Source organism: Clostridium sp., assembly GCF_026168755.1.
GTDB lineage: Bacteria > Bacillota > Clostridia > Clostridiales > Clostridiaceae > Clostridium.
Genome location: NZ_JAPFDR010000050.1, coordinates 1 through 18061, shown reverse-complemented (window position 1 = coordinate 18061; position 18061 = coordinate 1). Strand labels below are relative to the sequence as shown.

12 protein-coding genes, 1 rRNA gene and 1 pseudogene are annotated in these 18061 nt (G+C 28.6%); 11 read left to right on the top strand and 3 right to left on the bottom strand.

All coding sequences use genetic code 11. The features are described from left to right. Positions 1–164 precede the first annotated feature (164 nt). The 5 genes from Q0Y03_RS13210 to Q0Y03_RS13190 all read left to right on the top strand — a co-directional run bounded on the left by Q0Y03_RS13210 (position 165) and on the right by Q0Y03_RS13190 (position 9430). A complete protein-coding gene (locus tag Q0Y03_RS13210; RefSeq protein ID WP_297714276.1) occupies positions 165–815 on the top strand; it encodes an NEAT domain-containing protein in 651 nt (216 codons plus the stop codon). A 37-nt stretch (positions 816–852) separates the two neighbouring features. After that, complete coding sequence (isdE, locus tag Q0Y03_RS13205) at positions 853–1743, top strand: heme ABC transporter substrate-binding protein IsdE (protein WP_297714275.1); 891 nt, start codon at positions 853–855, stop codon at positions 1741–1743. 2 nt (positions 1744–1745) lie between these two features. Beyond that, on the top strand, positions 1746–2738 hold the full coding sequence (locus tag Q0Y03_RS13200) for an iron ABC transporter permease (protein WP_297714273.1): 993 nt from the start codon (positions 1746–1748) through the stop codon (positions 2736–2738). Further along, positions 2738–3514: an ABC transporter ATP-binding protein gene (locus tag Q0Y03_RS13195; RefSeq protein WP_297714272.1), complete on the top strand. Its 777-nt coding sequence runs from the start codon at positions 2738–2740 to the stop codon at positions 3512–3514. The genes Q0Y03_RS13200 and Q0Y03_RS13195 overlap by 1 nt, the downstream gene beginning before the upstream one ends. Before the next feature lie 252 nt (positions 3515–3766). Beyond that, a complete protein-coding gene (locus tag Q0Y03_RS13190; protein WP_297714271.1) occupies positions 3767–9430 on the top strand; it encodes a beta-N-acetylglucosaminidase domain-containing protein in 5664 nt (1887 codons plus the stop codon). Between the two features lie 106 nt (positions 9431–9536). On the opposite strand, the gene Q0Y03_RS13185 is transcribed toward Q0Y03_RS13190, so the two are convergent. Both Q0Y03_RS13185 and Q0Y03_RS13180 read right to left on the bottom strand, forming a co-directional pair. After that, positions 9537–9716: a hypothetical protein gene (locus Q0Y03_RS13185; RefSeq protein ID WP_297714270.1), complete on the bottom strand. Its 180-nt coding sequence runs from the start codon at positions 9714–9716 to the stop codon at positions 9537–9539. A 42-nt stretch (positions 9717–9758) separates the two neighbouring features. Continuing rightward, a pseudogene (locus tag Q0Y03_RS13180) lies at positions 9759–9984 on the bottom strand (IS6 family transposase); the annotation flags it as partial. A 229-nt stretch (positions 9985–10213) separates the two neighbouring features. Here Q0Y03_RS13180 and Q0Y03_RS13175 point away from each other — a divergent pair. The 3 genes from Q0Y03_RS13175 (at position 10214) to msrB (ending at position 13232) form a co-directional block, all read left to right on the top strand. Then, positions 10214–11395, top strand: coding sequence for a cytochrome c biogenesis protein/redoxin (locus tag Q0Y03_RS13175; RefSeq protein WP_297714269.1), 1182 nt, complete (start codon positions 10214–10216; stop codon positions 11393–11395). A 118-nt stretch (positions 11396–11513) separates the two neighbouring features. Continuing rightward, on the top strand, positions 11514–12263 hold the full coding sequence (locus tag Q0Y03_RS13170) for a hypothetical protein (protein ID WP_297714268.1): 750 nt from the start codon (positions 11514–11516) through the stop codon (positions 12261–12263). Positions 12264–12275: 12 nt separating this feature from the next. Then, a complete protein-coding gene (msrB, locus tag Q0Y03_RS13165; RefSeq protein ID WP_297714267.1) occupies positions 12276–13232 on the top strand; it encodes a peptide-methionine (R)-S-oxide reductase MsrB in 957 nt (318 codons plus the stop codon). Positions 13233–13655: 423 nt separating this feature from the next. On the opposite strand, the gene alr is transcribed toward msrB, so the two are convergent. Then, positions 13656–14816 (bottom strand): alanine racemase, encoded by a 1161-nt coding sequence (alr, locus tag Q0Y03_RS13160; protein ID WP_297714266.1) that lies wholly within the window; start codon positions 14814–14816, stop codon positions 13656–13658. 215 nt (positions 14817–15031) lie between these two features. Here alr and Q0Y03_RS13155 point away from each other — a divergent pair, with 215 nt between their 5' ends. The 3 genes from Q0Y03_RS13155 to Q0Y03_RS13145 all read left to right on the top strand — a co-directional run. After that, a complete protein-coding gene (locus tag Q0Y03_RS13155) occupies positions 15032–16270 on the top strand; it encodes a U32 family peptidase (protein ID WP_297714265.1) in 1239 nt (412 codons plus the stop codon). A 74-nt stretch (positions 16271–16344) separates the two neighbouring features. Then, a complete protein-coding gene (locus Q0Y03_RS13150) occupies positions 16345–17319 on the top strand; it encodes a DUF4474 domain-containing protein (protein WP_297714264.1) in 975 nt (324 codons plus the stop codon). Between the two features lie 641 nt (positions 17320–17960). After that, positions 17961–18061, top strand: a 16S ribosomal RNA gene (locus Q0Y03_RS13145); the annotation flags it as partial.

Sequence of the window (18061 nt, the reverse complement as noted above, 5' to 3'; positions counted from 1 at the left end):
TTCATGGTTATTTTTGTTTTGTAAGAGATTCAATTTTAACATGAAATTAGGGGGTCGTTGTTTTTTTATACAAAAAAACTTTCGAAACCTTGATATATAAAGATTTAAAAAGAGAAGTAGTGTAGAAAACTTTACACTAACTAAGAATTAAGGAGAGTAGAAAAATGAAAATATTAAATAAATTTAAAGGGATTTTATTAGCTGTAATGGCTTTAGGAATATTCTTAACTTTAGGAACTAGCAATGTATATGCAATAGAAAGCGATATTGAAAGCGGAATTTATGAAGTTCAAAATGATGTTTATCATGAATCAGAAACAGGAATGGCTATGTCAAGAACTTATCTTTTACCATCAATGGAGGTAGAAGTTACAAAAGATCATATAATTTATACTATTGGTTTTTCAGGAAGTGAGTATATGGAAAACTATAGAATGAAAGTTAATGAAGAAGAAGTTCCTGTTGAGATAGTAGAAGAAACTAACGAAGATGGAACTGTTAAATTAAAGGTTGAAGTTGATAAAGTAGATGCAGATATGAGTGCTCTTATTTATGTTGGTCCTATGGAAAGAGATGTTGAATTTAAGGTTATACCTAAGATGGAAACTTTAACTTTAATAGAAGCTATAGAAGAGAAAGAAGAAGTAGAGCAAGAAGAAAGCACGTCTTCTGTGGAAGCTGAAGAAGAGAATCTAGAAAGTTCAGCAGTAGTAGCGGATAAGGAAGAAAATAATAATGGTACTTTAATTATAGCTGGAGTAGTTTTTATAGTCGCAATTGGAGCATTAGCAGTTGTAAGAGCAAAAAAGAAGTAATAAATTATTAAAAATATTTATAGGAAGGTTGTAGAATATGAAATATAAAAGAATTATATCTATGATAGTAGCAGGTGTGATGACACTAGGATTAGTAAGCTGTAGTCCTGAAAGTAGTGCAGATAAAACTGTTCAAGTAGGAAACGGGGAAGAGGTAGTAGTTGCAACATCAGTTGCAGTAACAGAAATATTAGATGCCTTAGGAGTTAAGGTTTCAGGGGTACCAAGTACATCTTATGAATTACCAGAGAGCACTAAAGATGCAGTTGAAGTTGGAAATCCAATGAGTCCAGATTTAGAAATAATTAAATCATTAAATCCAACAATGGTAGTATCAGTAGATACTTTAGGGTCTGATTATATGAATTTATTTACAGAAAACAATATTCCAAGTGAATTTGTTTCTTTAGAAAGTTTAGATGGATTAAAAGAAGCAATAATTACTTTAGGAGAAAAATTTGATAAAAATGATGAAGCTAAGGCTTTATTAGAAAAAATAGAATCAAAGGAATTAGAAGTTAAAGAAAAAGCCGAGAATTTAGAAAGCACTGAAGTTTTAGTTTTATTTGCAGCACCAGGATCAACAATGATAGCAACATCAAAGTCTTATGTTGGAAGTTTAGTTGAGCTTGTTGGTGGAAAAAATATAATTGAAGATAGTAGTACAGCATTTACAACTTATAATAAAGAAGATTTAGCTATGCTTAATCCAGAAAAGATTTTAGTTATGGTACATGCTTTACCAGAAGAAACAAAAGCAGCATTAGAAGCAGAAATGGTAAGTGATTCTGCATGGCAAAATATAAATGCTGTAAAAGAGGGAAATGTAATTTACTTAGATAATGAGTATTTTGGAATGAGTGCAAATCTTAATGTTATTGAAGGATTAGAGATGCTAAGTGATATAGTTCATGGTACTGGAGAATAATTATGAGAGTTTCAGATAAAAAATTTAAGATATCATTTATAGTAATAGCTATAATTATATTGTTAGCAACTATATTAATTTCATTAAAATTAGGGAGTGTAAATATAACATTTAAAGAGCTTATAAGTGGATTATTTTCAGGACAGTCAGAGGGGAATCTAGGAATAATTAAAGATTTAAGAATGCCTAGAGTACTAATAGCTGTATTAGTTGGAGCAAACTTAGCAATTGCAGGGGTTTTATTACAATCTGTAATAAGAAATCCATTAGCAGATCCATATATAACTGGTATATCTTCAGGAGCTTGCGTAGTTACAATTTTTTTTATGGTATTTATACCAAGTGTAACTAATTTAAGACCTATATTTGGTTTTTTTGGTGGGTTAGTATGTTGTTTAATTATTTATTTTATGGCATATAAAAATGGATTATCTCCAATAAGAATTGTATTAGCAGGTGCAGCATGCAATGCATTATTAGGTGGTTTTTCATCTATGATTACTGTTAGTGCAGGGCTTGGAGCAAGTAATATTCAAAAATGGATGATGGGAAGTCTAGCAACAGTTAATTGGAGCAATGTACATATACTATTAATTTATTCTGTTGTAGGAATAATTGCAGCATTATTATTAAGTAAGGTTTGCAATATATTAGCCCTTGGTAGTAAAAATGCAAGAAGTTTAGGTTTTAACTCTGATTTATACATGATAATAGTTACTGCTATAGCGGTATTTTTAGCAAGTATATCAACTGCAATTGCAGGTATTATATCCTTCGTTGGATTAGTTGTTCCTCATGTTTGCAGAATTATTATAGGATCTGATCATAAGTATTTAATTCCTTGTAGTGGAATAGTAGGAGGATTCTTAGTATTGTTTGCTGATACTGTTGGAAGAATGGCTATGAGACCAAATGAAATACCGGTAGGAGTAGTAACTGCTATATTAGGAGCACCATTTTTCTTATATCTTTTAAGAAGGAGTGACTTAAAGTAATGATAAAGGCAAAGGACTTATACTTCTCTTATTATAAAGATAAAAGCTTTATTACTAAGTTAAATGTGGAAATAGAAAAGGGAAAAATAACAACTATATTAGGACCTAATGGTAGTGGTAAATCTACGTTATTAAGTATATTTGCAGGATTAAATAAACCTACTTCTGGAGAAGTAATTATTAATGGGAAATCTATAAGGTCTTTAAAACAAAAAGAATTAGCAAGAGAAATTGCCACAGTTCATCAGCAAAATACAGTTCCTAGCGATATTACGGTTAAAGAATTGGTGGCTTATGGCAGAATTCCTCATAAAAAGTATTTCCAAGGAAATACTGAAAGTGATGATAAAATTATTGAATGGGCTATAAAAAGAACAGGGCTTGAGAAGTTAAAAGATAAAGCTGTTATGGATATGTCTGGAGGAGAAAGGCAAAGGGCTTTTATAGCGATGGCATTAGCACAAAAAAGTGAAATTTTATTTTTAGATGAACCTACAACATATTTAGATATCTATCATCAAGTTGAGATATTAGAACTTGTTAAGGAGCTAAATGAGGAGAGTAAATTAACAGTTGTTATGGTATTACATGATATTAATCAAGCTATAAAATATAGTCATAATGTAATAGTAATGAAATCAGGAGAAGTAGTATCAAGTGGTATAGCTAATGAAGTTATAAATATGGATTTGCTTAATAGTGTATATAAAATTGGTGGATTTATTAATGAGGTAGAAAAAGAAACAGTATTTGTTCCCCTAAAACTAAAAAAATAAAATATAGAATATACAATTAATTTAATAATTAAAATTATATAAATTAAGGCTAGAATAATAAGAAATATATATTGAAAAATAAAGTTTTATTTGGTATTATTTAGTTAAGTTAGTAATTGTAAGTAATTTTAGCGTGCAATCAATAAGAATTGAGCATTAGCTGAAAAGGATAATACATGTCCTTTTCAGCTTTTTTTATTTCTTTTTTGCATTTTAAAATTAAATATATAATTAATAGGGGGGGAATTTTTGATGATTAAAAGGTCAAAAAAGTATTTAGCGGTATTACTTGCAGGAGCAATTGCATTATCTAATATTACGGGAAGTATTCAAGTATCTGCTAAGATAATTACACCAGGGGTACAGGAATATGAAATTTATCCAGTACCTCAAAAGTCTGAGTATAAGGAGGGTAGTTTTAGTGTTGGTGACAATGTAAATGTTATCTTTGAAAGTGGAGTAGATGTATATACTAGAAATCGTCTTACAGAAATTTTAAAAAATCAAAATATTACATTCCAAGTTTCAGATGATATGGTGGAAGGAAAAACTAATGTATTAATAGGAATTAATGATTCTGGTGAGTTAGTAGATAATTATTTTAATTCAGAGGTTCCACATGAAGAGGAATTTTTTGATGAAAAAACAGATGCACACTTAGTTTATTCAAATGATGGAGTTATTGGAGTATTAGGTGAGGATGCTGATAGTGCATTCTATGGAGTTACTACATTAAAACATGTATTTAATCAATTAGATAATAATGAAATTAAAGAATTCAGAATAGATGATTATGCAAATGTTGCATACCGTGGATTTATAGAAGGATATTATGGTAATCCATGGTCAAATGAAGATAGAGCTGCTCTTATGACTTATGGTGGAGATTATAAATTAAATCAATATATATTTGCACCTAAGGATGATCCATACCACAATTCTAAATGGAGAGAATTATATCCAAAAGAAAAGCTTGATGGAATTAAAAAATTAGCTGCAGCTGGTGAAGCAAGTAAGACGAGATATGTGTATGCATTACATCCTTTTATGAACAATGCTATACGTTTTGATTCAGATGAAAATTATCAAGAAGACCTTAATATAATAAAAGCTAAGTTTACTCAATTATTAGAAGCGGGTGTTAGACAGTTTGGTATATTAGCAGATGATGCAAGTGTACCACCACAAGGACCTAGCTCATATGTAAAATTATTAAATGATTTAACAGATTGGTTAAGAGAACAACAAAAAACTTACCCTGATTTAAAAGATGATATAATTTTTTGCCCAAATGACTATATGGGATCAGGGGCTTCTGAACAATTAAAGGAAGTTAATAAAGCAGGAGATAATGTTAGTATAGTTATGACTGGGGGCAGAGTATGGGGAGAAGTTTCTCAAGAATTTGCAACAAACTTTAAGAACAATATTGCTTCAGAAGGATATGAAGGTAGAGAGCCTTATTTCTGGATAAACTGGCCTTGTTCAGATAATTCTAAAAAACACTTAATAATGGGTGGTAATGATACTTTCTTACATCCAGGTGTTCAACCTGAATCAGTTAAAGGGATTGTGTTAAATCCAATGCAACAGGCTGAGGCTAATAAGTCAGCATTATTTGCAGTTGCTGATTACTCTTGGAATATTTGGGAGAATAAAGATCAAGCTAATCAAAACTGGCAAGATTCATTTAAGTATATGGACCATGGTACGGCTGAAGAAACAGAGGCATCTACAGCTTTACGTGAAATATCTAAACATATGATCAATCAAAATATGGATAGCCGTGTTACTGCACTTCAAGAGTCTGTAGAATTAGCACCTAAATTAAATGCTTTTAAGGAAAAGTATGAAAGTGGAGCTAATATCAAAGAAGATGCAGAAGCGCTAATTCAAGAGTTCACAAAATTAAAGGAAGCAGCAGCTTATTATAAAGAAAATCCAGGGAATACAAGGACTAGAGATCAAATAATTTATTGGTTAAATTGTTGGGAAGATACAACAGATGCAGCAATTAATTATTTAAAATCAGCAATTGCTGTTGAAGAAGGAAATAAAGAAGAAATTTGGAATTGCTATTCAGAAGCACAAGCCGCATTTGAAAAATCAAAAACATATGGTTTCCATTATGTAGATCATACTGAATATGCAGAAGTTGGTGTTCAACATATAGTTCCATTTATTAAATTTATGGGAGAAAGTTTATCAGGTGTTGTTAGCTCTATTGTAAATCCTAATAAAGTAATAACTACATTCATAACAAACAGATCTGATTCACCAACGGGTAACACATCAAATGTATTTGATAATAATGCAGCAACAGAAATTGTATATAAATCACCTAATAAAATTGAGGAAGGAACTTTTGTTGGAGTTAAGTATAATAAAAAAGTTAAAGTTAATAATATTGAATTCTTAATGGGAGCAAATTCAAATTTAAATGATACAATGGCTAAAGCTAAAATTCAATATACTGAAGATGGTGAAACATGGGTTGATCTGAATGATGAAATTTATACATTACCTAAAGAACTTAGAATTGATAATTTAGATTTAGAAGTTCAAGGAATTCGTTTAATAGCAACAGAAACAAAACAAAATACTTGGTTAGGTGTTAGAGATATTAGTATAAATAAGACTATATCAAAAGAAGAAGTTTACCAAGCAACAGCTTCAATAAGTGAAAATATTGGAATTAGAGGAGGTTCATTAAATAATATTGTAGATGGTAACGAGCAATCATATGCACACTTAGCGAAGAATCCATATGTTAATCCAGGTAGAGATACTACACCAGCTGATGCATGGGTACAAGTTGATTTAGGAGAAATTAAGGAAATTGGGGAGATTAAATTTGTTCAAGCTTCTGGGGATAAAATTGATGAAGCTGAACTTGAGTATACTGTCAATGGTGAAGATTGGATTTCTATAGGGTCATATAGTAAACAAACTGAAATTACTAAGAATTGTAGTGGTTCAGGTATTAAAGCAAAGGCAGTAAGGGTAAGAAATAAGACAACTACTCCAAGGTGGTGGCAAGTATATGAATTTACAGTAAAAGCTCCAAGTAAATTAGATAATGAATCACCAATAAATACATCAGTTATAAAAACACCAGAATGGAGTATTTATAACAATGGAAATGAGGGTAATTTAACAGATGGAAATGATAGTAGTAGCATTTGGTATGTAACTCATAAACCAGGAGATATAACACGTGTAGGAGATTATGTTGGAGTAGACTTAGGAAGAGTTATTAATGTTGGAAAGGTTCATCTTGCTGTTGGTGCAGATGGCACAGATAAGTGGACAAAATATAAATTAGAGTATTCTAGTGATAACACAAACTGGACAACATTTAAAGAATATGAAGGTGCAGCTAGTGGAAAAGATATTATTGATGAAGATTTTGAAGGAATTGAAGCTAGATATGTAAGAATTACAAATATGAAAGAGGAGCATAAATGGGTTAAATTCTCAGAAATTAAAGTTGAACCATGCAAATCTCTTCCATCAACAGATCATATTTATACAAATACAAATAATGAGATAAAATCAGTTTATGAAAGTGACGCTTTAACTAAATTAGTAGCAAAAGAAAATATTACTTTAAATGAAGGTGAATATATTGGTATTAAATTAGATCGTATAAAGGATTTAAAAGATATTGATTTAGATGTTTCTAACATGGAAGGATTAACATTGCAAACTTCATTAAATGGAATAGAATGGAGTAATGTAACTAAGAAATCTACATTGGAAGATGCTCGTTATATAAGAATAATTGCTGATAAAACCATTACTTTTGACTTGAATAAACTTGAAGTTACTTCAAATGAAGTTTATGAACCATCATTAGTTAGTGCTTATGCTGGAACTTATGGAAATAATATCGCAAAAAACGTTTTTGATGGCAATTTAAATACTTATGCTCAGTTTAATGCTGTACCTAGAAAAGGAAATACTATTGTTTATGATTTAGGACAAACTATAAATGTAAATAATCTTAAGTATCTTGTATTAGACACAGAAAAAGATCATATTCGTGATGCTAAGATTCAATTATCTTTAGATGGTAAAGAGTGGACTGATGCTATTGTTATAGGTGATGGAAAAAAAGATGAGGGAGGAGCTGATGCAAAACCTCAAGATAATGGATATACTCATGGTAGTTTATCAAATGGAAAAGTACCAATATCACATGCATATATGGATAGTGGAAAAATTAATGTATCTGCTAGATATTTAAGAGTAGAGTTTACTGCAGATTATGATCATCGTTGGACTGTTATAAATGAATTTTTAATAAATGATGGAGAATATATACCTACAGTTAATGATCCAACATTTATTTCAGATCCAATCGAAATTAAAGGATTTGCCCCTTCAAATATAATGGATGGAGATTTAACAACATTTTATAAGCCAAATACTAAAGATGGAGAAATAAAATCTGGAAGTTTAACTTATAGATTATCAGAAAATACAGATGTTAAGAAAATTAATATTGTACAAAGTGGTAGTTCAATATCTAATGCAAAGGTAATGGCTAGGACTGGATATAATGAAGATGGTGAACCTATTTGGAATCAAATTGGCGAATTAAATAAGAGTTTAAATGAAATAGTAAATACTAAGTATGATAATATTTTTGAGATTAAGATTGAATGGGAAGGAACAGCTCCTACTATTTATGAATTAATTACACTTAATGATTATGAAGTACCTAATATAAGTGAATTAGAGGAACTTATAGCTTCAAGTAATTATGCTAAAGATGATTACACTGCCAACAGCTGGAATGTATATAATGAAGCATTAGAATCAGCAAAGAATATTATTGAAAATATTGGTGGAAACTCACAAGAAGATATTAATAATGCAAAGGAAAACTTAATAAATGCAATAACTGGATTAGTTAATATATCAGAGTTAAATAAAGTTATTGCTAATGCAAATGATATTATAAATGGAGGAGTTCAATATACTGAAGAAACATTAAATGTTCTTAAGGAAGCTATAGCTAATGGAACTAAAGTAATAGAAAATGACTCAGCAACAACAGAAGAAGTTAAGGCTGCCGTTGAGTCAATAGAAAAATCAATAGATGGATTAATAGAAAAAGAAGAAGAAAGTAATGTAGAAAATAAGCATTTACAAATTGCTGTGGAAGAAGCACTTAAAATAACAGATGAAGAGCTTTCTAATATAGCTCCTGCAGTTGTTGAAGAATTTAAAGCTGCATTAGAAGAAGCTCAAGCAATATTAGCTAATAAAGAAGCAACTCAAGAAGAAGTAAATAAATCATTTGATAGATTAAGTAAAGTAATGCAAATGTTATCTTTTGAAAAGGGAAATAAGGAATACTTAATTCAACTAGTAGAAAGAATTAACTCATTAAATAGTAATGATTATATTGTATCAACTTGGGATAAGTTACAAGCAGTTTTACTAAAAGCTAATAATGTAATAGCAGATCAAAATGCAATGGAAGAAGAAGTTAGTAAAACTTATGATGAATTATTAAGAGCATTCTTAGAATTAAGATTAAAGCCAAGCAAAGATAAGCTACAAGATTTAATAAACAAAGCTGAGTCTTTAGATTCAAGCAAGTATACTAAAGAATCATGGAGTGTATTAGAAAGGAATTTAAAAGTAGCTAAGGATGTATTAGCAGATGAAAATTCAACAGAAAAAGAAATATCAGAGTCTGCTAAAGGTTTAGAAGATGCTATTGGTGGATTAATTATTGCAGACGCAGGAAATAACAATTCTAACAATGGTTCTTCTAATAGCAATAATCCAGGAAAGAATAATAGTAATTTACCTAAAACTGGAGGAACTTCTTCGGTTGCTATGAGTTTATTGGGATTAGTAACAGTTGGAATAGGAAGTTTTTTAAGAAGAAAAAAATAAATAATTAGAGAGTGTATGTAATTTTTGTAATATACTTTCTAACACAAAAAAGTATTACTGGAGATAAAGATTTCCAGTAATATTTTTTTGTATTTATTGAGATTAATTATAAATCATCTACGTCTTGCTCTTCACCATATCTTACAGTTCCTTCTGAACTAAAGCTATCATGAGGATCTTTTTCTATAAAATACCCATCATTAGGCTCCTTAGATTTTTTAGCAAACTTTGTACAAGATTCCATTTGAACATTTGTTAAGTCATTAATTTTTTTCATTTTACTCATTAGTAGCACTCCTTTATAAAGAAAATAATATACTTAGTATTAGTAAAAATATAAAAATATATTAAAAGTCCAATTTGCTATAGTAACATGTGATACCCTAATACCAGAGTTAATCATCAAGAAGTGAGAAATAGCTCTTGTTGATGAATTATTTAAAAATATATGACATATCAATATTTGTAGTATGATGTTTAACTATTATGTGATTATACTTCTTGTTATTGCATTTGTAACGATTGTAATATTTATATGAGTGATGTAAGTATGTTCCTTGTATACCAACAGCACCAGCAGTTCAAGGAGCATACTACAAATTAGATGGAGTTTTTAGAACTAATTTACCTTTAGAAAATACTTTTTATAAAAAATCTAAAAAATAGATATTAATATAAAATCACCATTAGTATATAATTGTATAATAATGGTGATTTTTTAATATACATTAATAAGAAATTAATTTAAATACATATAGTAATAAAGTAAAAGGAGATGAGAAAGTGCAGCAATTAAATTTAGTGGTAGTATTCATAGAGGGATTATTATCGTTCTTTTCACCATGTATATTACCAATTTTACCAGTTTATCTAAGTATATTATCAAATAGTAATGTAGATGTATTAAAGAATGGAGAAGATAAATTCATAAAAACAGCATTGTTTAAAAATACAATATTATTTGTTTTAGGAATTTCAACTACATTTTTTATATTAGGTTCATCTGTAAATATATTAAGTTCATTTTTTAGTGAAAATAAAGATTATATAATGGTTATAGGTGGAATAATCATAGTATTTATGGGTCTATTTTACGTAGATATAATTAAATCAACATTATTAAGCAGAGAAAAAAGAATGAACATAAAAGTAAAAGAAATGAATTCTTTATCTGCATTTGTATTAGGATTTACTTTTAGTTTTGGATGGACACCATGCATTGGGCCAATACTTGCATCAGTTCTTATTATGGCTTCAGGTTCAAGTAGTGGAATGGTAGCTAATTTATTAATAATTGTGTATACAATAGGATTTATTTTACCATTTATAATAGTAGCTATATTTTATAGTAAGTTATTTAAAAGTATTGATAAAATGAAAAATTATATGGGAATAATAAAAAAGATATGTGGAATTATTCTTATAATAAGTGGATTATTTATGTTTTTTAATGGGGTTACAAATATTAATAAAAATAAACAATATAACAATATAGAAAAAAGTGAAATTATAGATGAAGATGAGAAGGAAAATATTGAGGAAATAGCAATAGACTTTACTTTAAAGGATCAGTATGGAAATGAACATACATTAAGTGAGTATAGAGGTAAAACTATATTTCTAAATTTTTGGGCAACTTGGTGTCCACCTTGTAAGGGAGAAATGCCTGAGATTGAAGAGATATATAATGAGTATGGGAAAAATAAAGAGGATATTATAATATTAGGAGTAGCGGCTCCAAACTTAGGAAGAGAAGGTTCAGTAGAGGAAATAGCTAATTTTTTATCGGAAAATAATTATACATTTCCTGTAGTTATGGATTTTGGTGGAGAATTAGTTTATAAATACGATATATCAGGGTTTCCAACTACTTTTATAATTAATGAAGAGGGAGAAATAGTTAATAAGGTTGTTGGAGCTATGGATAAAGAAACTATGAAAAAAATGATAGAAAGTAAAAAATAAATCTAAAATAGTACTAATAAATAAGCTACTCAAAATAATGGGTAGCTTATTTATATTTTTACTTAGATATTTGTATATAATATATAGTATATAAATTATTAAGAATAAAGAGGTAGATATGAAAAAAACATTATATGATTATAAAGAAGACATTAAAGAATTACCATTAAAAAATAAGTATACAAAAGAAGAGTTATTAATAGATAAATTCTTAATTGATAGTGAAAATAATATAGAGATATATTATGCTCCACATAATGAATATTTAAATCCTAAAGCAAAGGTATTTATTATTGGAATAACCCCAGGGTTTCAACAAATGAGTACTGCTATAGCAACAGCAAGAAAAGAATTAGAAGTAAGTGATAATATTGAAGAAATACAATATAAATGTAAAGTTGCAGCTAGATTTAGTGGAAGTTTAAGAAAAAATATTATTTCTATGTTAGATGAAATAGAACTTAATAATATATTTAATTTACAAAGTTGTAGTCAATTATTTGATGAAGATGATTATTTATTACATACAATATCTTTAATACCATATCCCGTTTTTGTTAAGGGAGAAAATTATACTGGACATACACCTAAGTTAATTAAAAGCCAATTCTTAATGAAATATATTTATGATAATTTTATAAATGAGTTAAAAAAGCTAGAGAAATCAGAAGAAATATTATTAATACCTTTAGGAAAGGCTGTTGAAGAGGTTTTAATAAAATTGAAAGAAGATGGAGTTATAAAAGAAGAGCAAATTCTTATGGGATTTCCACATCCTTCAGGAGCTAATGTTAATAGAGTAACTCAATTTGAAAATAACAAGGATAATATGATTAAATTTATTAAGAATCATTTTAAATATTTATAGGAGGAGATAAAAATGAGTAATTTAAAGAAAGCTATTTTTGCAGGTGGATGCTTTTGGTGTATGGTAAAACCTTTTGATTCATATGATGGAGTGAAAAGTGTGGTAGTAGGTTATACAGGTGGAGATGTAGCAAATCCTACATATGAGCAAGTATGTAGAACAGAAACAGGACACTATGAAGCAGTACAAATTACATATGATGAAAATATTTTAAAGTACTTAGAATTAGTAGAAGCATTCTTTATGAGTATTGATCCAACTGATGAAGGTGGACAGTTTAATGATAGAGGAAGAAGTTATGAAACAGCAGTATTTTATAGGGATGATGAACAAAGGAAAATAGCAGAAGAATATAAGTTAAAATTAAATGAAAGCGGTATATTTAATAAACCTATAGCTGTAAAGATATTAAAAGCAGAAGAGTTTTATCCAGCAGAAGAATATCACCAAGATTATTATAAGAAAAATCCATTTAGATATAAGGCTTATTATGTTGGTTCTGGTAGAAAGCAATTTATAGAAGAATCATGGAAATTATCAGATGAAAAGAAAAAGGAACTTAAAGAAAGATTAACACCTCTTCAATATAAAGTTACTCAAGAAAATGGAACTGAACCTCCTTTTAATAATGAGTATGATGTACATTTTGAAGAGGGAATATATGTAGATATAGTTACTGGAAAGCCATTATTCTCATCAAAAGATAAATTTAATTCAGGCTGTGGATGGCCAGCTTTTTCTAAACCAATTAATAAAGGCTATGTAAAAGAAATAGAAGACTTTAGTCATGGAATGTTTAGAACAGAAGTTAGAAGTAAAGCTGGAGATTCACATTTAGGTCATGTATTTCCAGATGGACCTAGTGAATTAGGTGGATTGAGATATTGTATAAATTCAGCAGCATTAAAATTTATACCTAAAGATAAAATGCAAGAATTAGGCTACGAGGATTTTTTAGATAAGATATGAATTCTATTGTTCGTCACGTGGAGACGAAAAATTAATGATATAACCTCCAGGAATTATGTAATTTGCGTTAAGAATTTATATTGTTTTTTCCACTTGATGAACTGCAATTCCACCTTAAAAGTTAATTATTTGTTATATATGTAGCAGAAATAATTAACTAGAAGGTTCAAGGTTATAAGTAGTTACGTGAAAAAAGAAAAAATGAAATATTAATTTGGAAGAAACATTGAAATTGAGCCGTAGAATTTAATAATTGATGGAGTAAAGTGGCGTAAAGAAGTTTTTACTGTTTGAGCGATAGCGAGTTTAAAAACTTTAGCCAGCTTTATGGAATAAATTATATAAATTCTAGGTGAAAATTTCACGTTTCCTGGAAAATAAATATTTCATTTTTTCGCTTCCACATAACGAACAATTTAGTTATTAGACGTTATTTTTTACGTGGATTATTTGGCCATTTTTAATGTATGCTCTAGGAACTCTCTTTTTTAATAGACAAAGAACTTCATAATTTATACTATTCATACATTTAGCAAGGTCATCAGCGTTAAATTTAATATCATTACTTTCACCTAATAATATAACTTCGTCTCCAGTATTAACATCATCTATGTCAGTAACATCAATCATAAATTGATCCATGCAAATATTACCTACTATAGGAGCAAGTTTACCATTAACAATAACTCTAGCTTCATGTTTTAAGGTTCTAATATATCCATCTGCATATCCAATAGGAATAGTTGCGATTTTACTTTTCCTAGATGTTTTAAAAGTTCTATTGTAACTTATATACATACCACTTTCTAATTCTTTAACATGAGCAATTTTAGCCTTCAAAGTTAAAGCCGGTTTAATTGATAAATTTTCTTTTTGAACTTCATTTGAAGGATAATACCCATAAAGAATAATTCCAGCTCTAACAGAATCTAAATAAGTATTAGGCATATCTATTATTGCAGCACTGTTACAAGCATGTTTTAAAGGTATATTAATTCCTTCATTTTCTAACTTGTTAATAAAATCATAAATTTGATTAAATTGATATTGAGTATACTCTTTATCTTTCTCGTCAGAGCTAGAGAAGTGAGTAAATATTCCAATAACATCTAATCCATCTAAAGTACAAATTTCACGAATAAAATTAAAGCTTTCATCACTAGGAAGGAAGCCAATTCTACCCATGCCAGTATCTAAGGCTATGTGAACTTTTGCTTTTTTATTAAAACTTATTGCTAAAGAAGATAATTCCTTTGCATAATCTAAATCATAAATTGTTTGTTCTATATCATAATTAATTAAATCTTCACCTAAATATAATGGTGTATATCCAAGTATCATTATAGGGGCTGTAATATTATTATTTCTAAGTTCTATTGCTTCAGTAAGCATTGCAACAGCTAGTCTTGAAGCACCATTTTCTAAAAGGCAAGGAGCTACATCTAAAGCACCATGTCCATAGGCATCAGCTTTTACAACAGCCATAACTTCTTTATTTCCAGCTAATTTTTTTATATTTCTCATATTATTTGCAAGTATATCTAAATCTATTTCAGCCCAGACGGGTCTCATTATCTTTTCCATAATTACACCTCAAGTTTATTTGTATCTTACTATCATTGTAATAAAAATATTAAAAAATGATAAGTACCACTAATAATATAAATTTTAACATTAGTGGTACTTATCATTTTTTAATATGTATTTTGCTAGTATTGTATTAGTTTTTAGATTGAATTAAATAAATAGTAGTATATAATAAAATCATAAATTATAAATAAAGCAAAAGGATGAATCTTATGATAACAAAATATAAAAAGCCAGAATTATTAGCTCCAGCAGGGAGTTTAGAAAAATTAAAAATTGCTTTTCAATATGGAGCTGATGCAGTTTATTTTGGTGGAGAAGCATTTTCATTAAGAGCAGCAGCACAAAACTTTTCATTTGAAGAGATAAGAGAAGGAGCAGAACTTGCTCATAGTTTAGGAAAAAAGATATATTGTACAGTAAATGTAATGCCAAGGAATGAAGGAATAGAAAAGTTACCAGAATTCTTAAAAAGTCTTGAAGAAGCTAAAGTTGATGCAGTTTTAGTATCAGATTTTGGAGTTTTTAGAACTGTTCAAAAGCATACTAATTTACCAATACATATTAGTACACAAGCTAATACAGTAAATTATGAAGGCTGTAATATGTGGCATGATTTAGGTGCAGAACGTGTAGTTTTAGCAAGAGAGTGCTCATTAAAGGAAATAAAAGAAATTAGAGAACATATACCAGAAGAATTAGAATTAGAAGTTTTTGTTCATGGAGCTATGTGTATGTCATATTCAGGAAGATGTTTACTTTCAAGTTATATGACAGGAAGAGATTCTAATAGAGGAGCTTGTGCACAAAGCTGTAGATGGAAGTATTCATTAGTAGAAGAAAAAAGACCTAATCAATATTTCCCTATTGAAGAAGACCAACATGGTACATATATAATGAATTCAAAAGATTTATGTATGATAGAGCACTTACCAGAGCTTTTAGAAGCTGGAATTTCATCTTTAAAAATTGAAGGTAGAAATAAGAGTGAATATTATGTTGCTATAGTTGTTAATGCGTACAGAAAAGCAATAGATTTATATTATGAAGATCCAGAAAATTATAAATTACCTAAAGTTTTAAGAGACGAAATGTATAAAGTTAGTCATAGAGAATATGATACTGGATTTTTCTTTAATGAACCTAAAAGTGATGCAATAATTTATCATACAAATGACCATGTTAGAGAATATGATGTAGTTGCTATAGTTCATGAGTATGATGAAGAAAGTCAAATTGCATTATGTAAGCAAAGAAATAAATTTGTAAAAGGAGATAGAGTGGAAATACTAACTCCAGGCGAATTTGGTGAAAGCTTTATTGTTGGAGAACTTTATAATGAAGAGGGTGAAGCTATAGAAGGGTGCCCACATCCAGGAATGATGTGTAAGGTTAAGGTTCCATTTAAAGTAGGTAAAAATTCATTTTTAAGAAAAGAGTTAATTAAATAGAGTTGTTGTAAAAAATATTAACATAAAAACCCACTTTGAATATTATGTAGTATAAATAATATGAGGTGGGTTTTGTGGGTACAAATGATAAATTTTTAGAGAAAGTTGATAGTTTAAATAATAAAATTTTAAAATTAATACTAACAATATATTCTATTAATAATTCTTATGGAGATGAAAATTTAAAAAAATCAATATTAGAATTAAAAAATAATATAGATTCAAGTAAAGATATAGAAAATGTATTATATGATTCAATAAATCAAGCAGGTTTTGATTATGATAATGAGCAGGGAATTTTTTATTCAAGAATTGATGCATGGCAGTATGATTACGGTTATTGTAGAGTTTATGATGAATTTTCTGCACCATTAAGTATGATATTTGATTGTGAACCTATTTATTTTAACTACAATAATAAGAGATGGCTTATTGAATTTTGGAAGGGACAGTATGGAATTTGTACAGGTGCTGAAGTTGGAGTGTATGCCTCAGAAAAAACTATATATAATGAAACGATGGATAGTGAGAATGTATTTTATGATAAAATAAGCCCTGAGGAATTATTAGATATTTACATTGTTGTTAGGAAAAATGGAGAAGTTATTTTCAAAAGAAAAGATAAACATTGGTGGGTAACAGGATTTATTCTTGGAGAATTTTCTGAGCCAGATGAGTTATCAGTAGATATAAATATAACCCTAATAAATGAAGAAATGAGAGATGCATTTATACAAGGCTTAAATTATGCTGGATATAGCAATGAAGAAATTAAAATAAAAGATAATAGTGTAGAGATATTCTTTGGTAAACCAAAAACAGAGCAGCCATATACTAATATCAAACTTTTAAACTATACGATGCAAAGAAAAAATGAGTATTTATGCAATGTTTATAATGATATAACTAAACAATATAAAACTTATGATGAAAAAATTGATGCTATAAAGGAACAATCACCATTACTATATAGACAAATTATGAATATTGGTAGATGGAAATGTATAATAAATTTATATAATGTATATAAATCTAATAAAGATAGTTAATAAAAAGACAGAGGTTAATTTTGTGAACTGCTCCCTCTCTACTTGAGAGGTAGCATATCATTGTATTGATTTCTGTCTTTTTATCATTATAGTTACATGCTTAGAAAAGTTTCATATTTTAGTAATGGAAGCTTTGTTCATCCAATATATATAACAGCTATTAAAATATTAATGCACATATATTATTAATAAAACGTATCCTAGTGTATCAATATTATAATAATTAAGAAAAAGATAGAAAATAGCAGAAAAATAAATATAAATTGAAATAAATGAAAAAAATATATATATTGATATAATAAATAGATGGTAAGATAAGTTTCGTTGCCGAGGAGGAAGTAAGTATTAATGAAAGATCTTCGGTATTATCTTAGTAAGTTTCTAATTGGATTGATTTTAAAAACTTTTTTAAAAAGTTGTTGACATGAACCAGTAGGAATGATAAGATGAGGAAGTCGCTTCGGTGCGACAGAGTAAATGGTCTTTGAAAATTGAACAGAATATAGTTAAAGTAAACCAGCAATTCTTTATGAGATGAGTGAGAATCTAAATTTTAATTTAGTTATTCGAACTTACAAAATGACGAAAGTCATTTTGGAGCCTTTAAAATCTCAAAGTAATTTGAGCAAATGATTAAACTTTTTAGTGAGAGTTTGATCCTGGCTCAGGACGAACGCTGGCGGCGTGCCTAACACATGCAAGTCGAGCGAGTGGAGTTCTTCGGAACAAAGCTAGCGGCGGA

What these genes read in the sequence shown, in the direction of transcription:
- alr (WP_297714266.1), bottom strand. Translation starts at nt 14,816, where the DNA reads ATGGAAAAGATAATGAGACCCGTCTGGGCTGAAATAGATTTAGATATA.
- Q0Y03_RS13190 (WP_297714271.1), top strand. Translation starts at nt 3,767, where the DNA reads ATGATTAAAAGGTCAAAAAAGTATTTAGCGGTATTACTTGCAGGAGCA.
- Q0Y03_RS13195 (WP_297714272.1), top strand. Translation starts at nt 2,738, where the DNA reads ATGATAAAGGCAAAGGACTTATACTTCTCTTATTATAAAGATAAAAGC.
- Q0Y03_RS13200 (WP_297714273.1), top strand. Translation starts at nt 1,746, where the DNA reads ATGAGAGTTTCAGATAAAAAATTTAAGATATCATTTATAGTAATAGCT.
- isdE (WP_297714275.1), top strand. Translation starts at nt 853, where the DNA reads ATGAAATATAAAAGAATTATATCTATGATAGTAGCAGGTGTGATGACA.
- Q0Y03_RS13155 (WP_297714265.1), top strand. Translation starts at nt 15,032, where the DNA reads ATGATAACAAAATATAAAAAGCCAGAATTATTAGCTCCAGCAGGGAGT.
- Q0Y03_RS13185 (WP_297714270.1), bottom strand. Translation starts at nt 9,716, where the DNA reads ATGAGTAAAATGAAAAAAATTAATGACTTAACAAATGTTCAAATGGAA.
- Q0Y03_RS13170 (WP_297714268.1), top strand. Translation starts at nt 11,514, where the DNA reads ATGAAAAAAACATTATATGATTATAAAGAAGACATTAAAGAATTACCA.
- msrB (WP_297714267.1), top strand. Translation starts at nt 12,276, where the DNA reads ATGAGTAATTTAAAGAAAGCTATTTTTGCAGGTGGATGCTTTTGGTGT.
- Q0Y03_RS13210 (WP_297714276.1), top strand. Translation starts at nt 165, where the DNA reads ATGAAAATATTAAATAAATTTAAAGGGATTTTATTAGCTGTAATGGCT.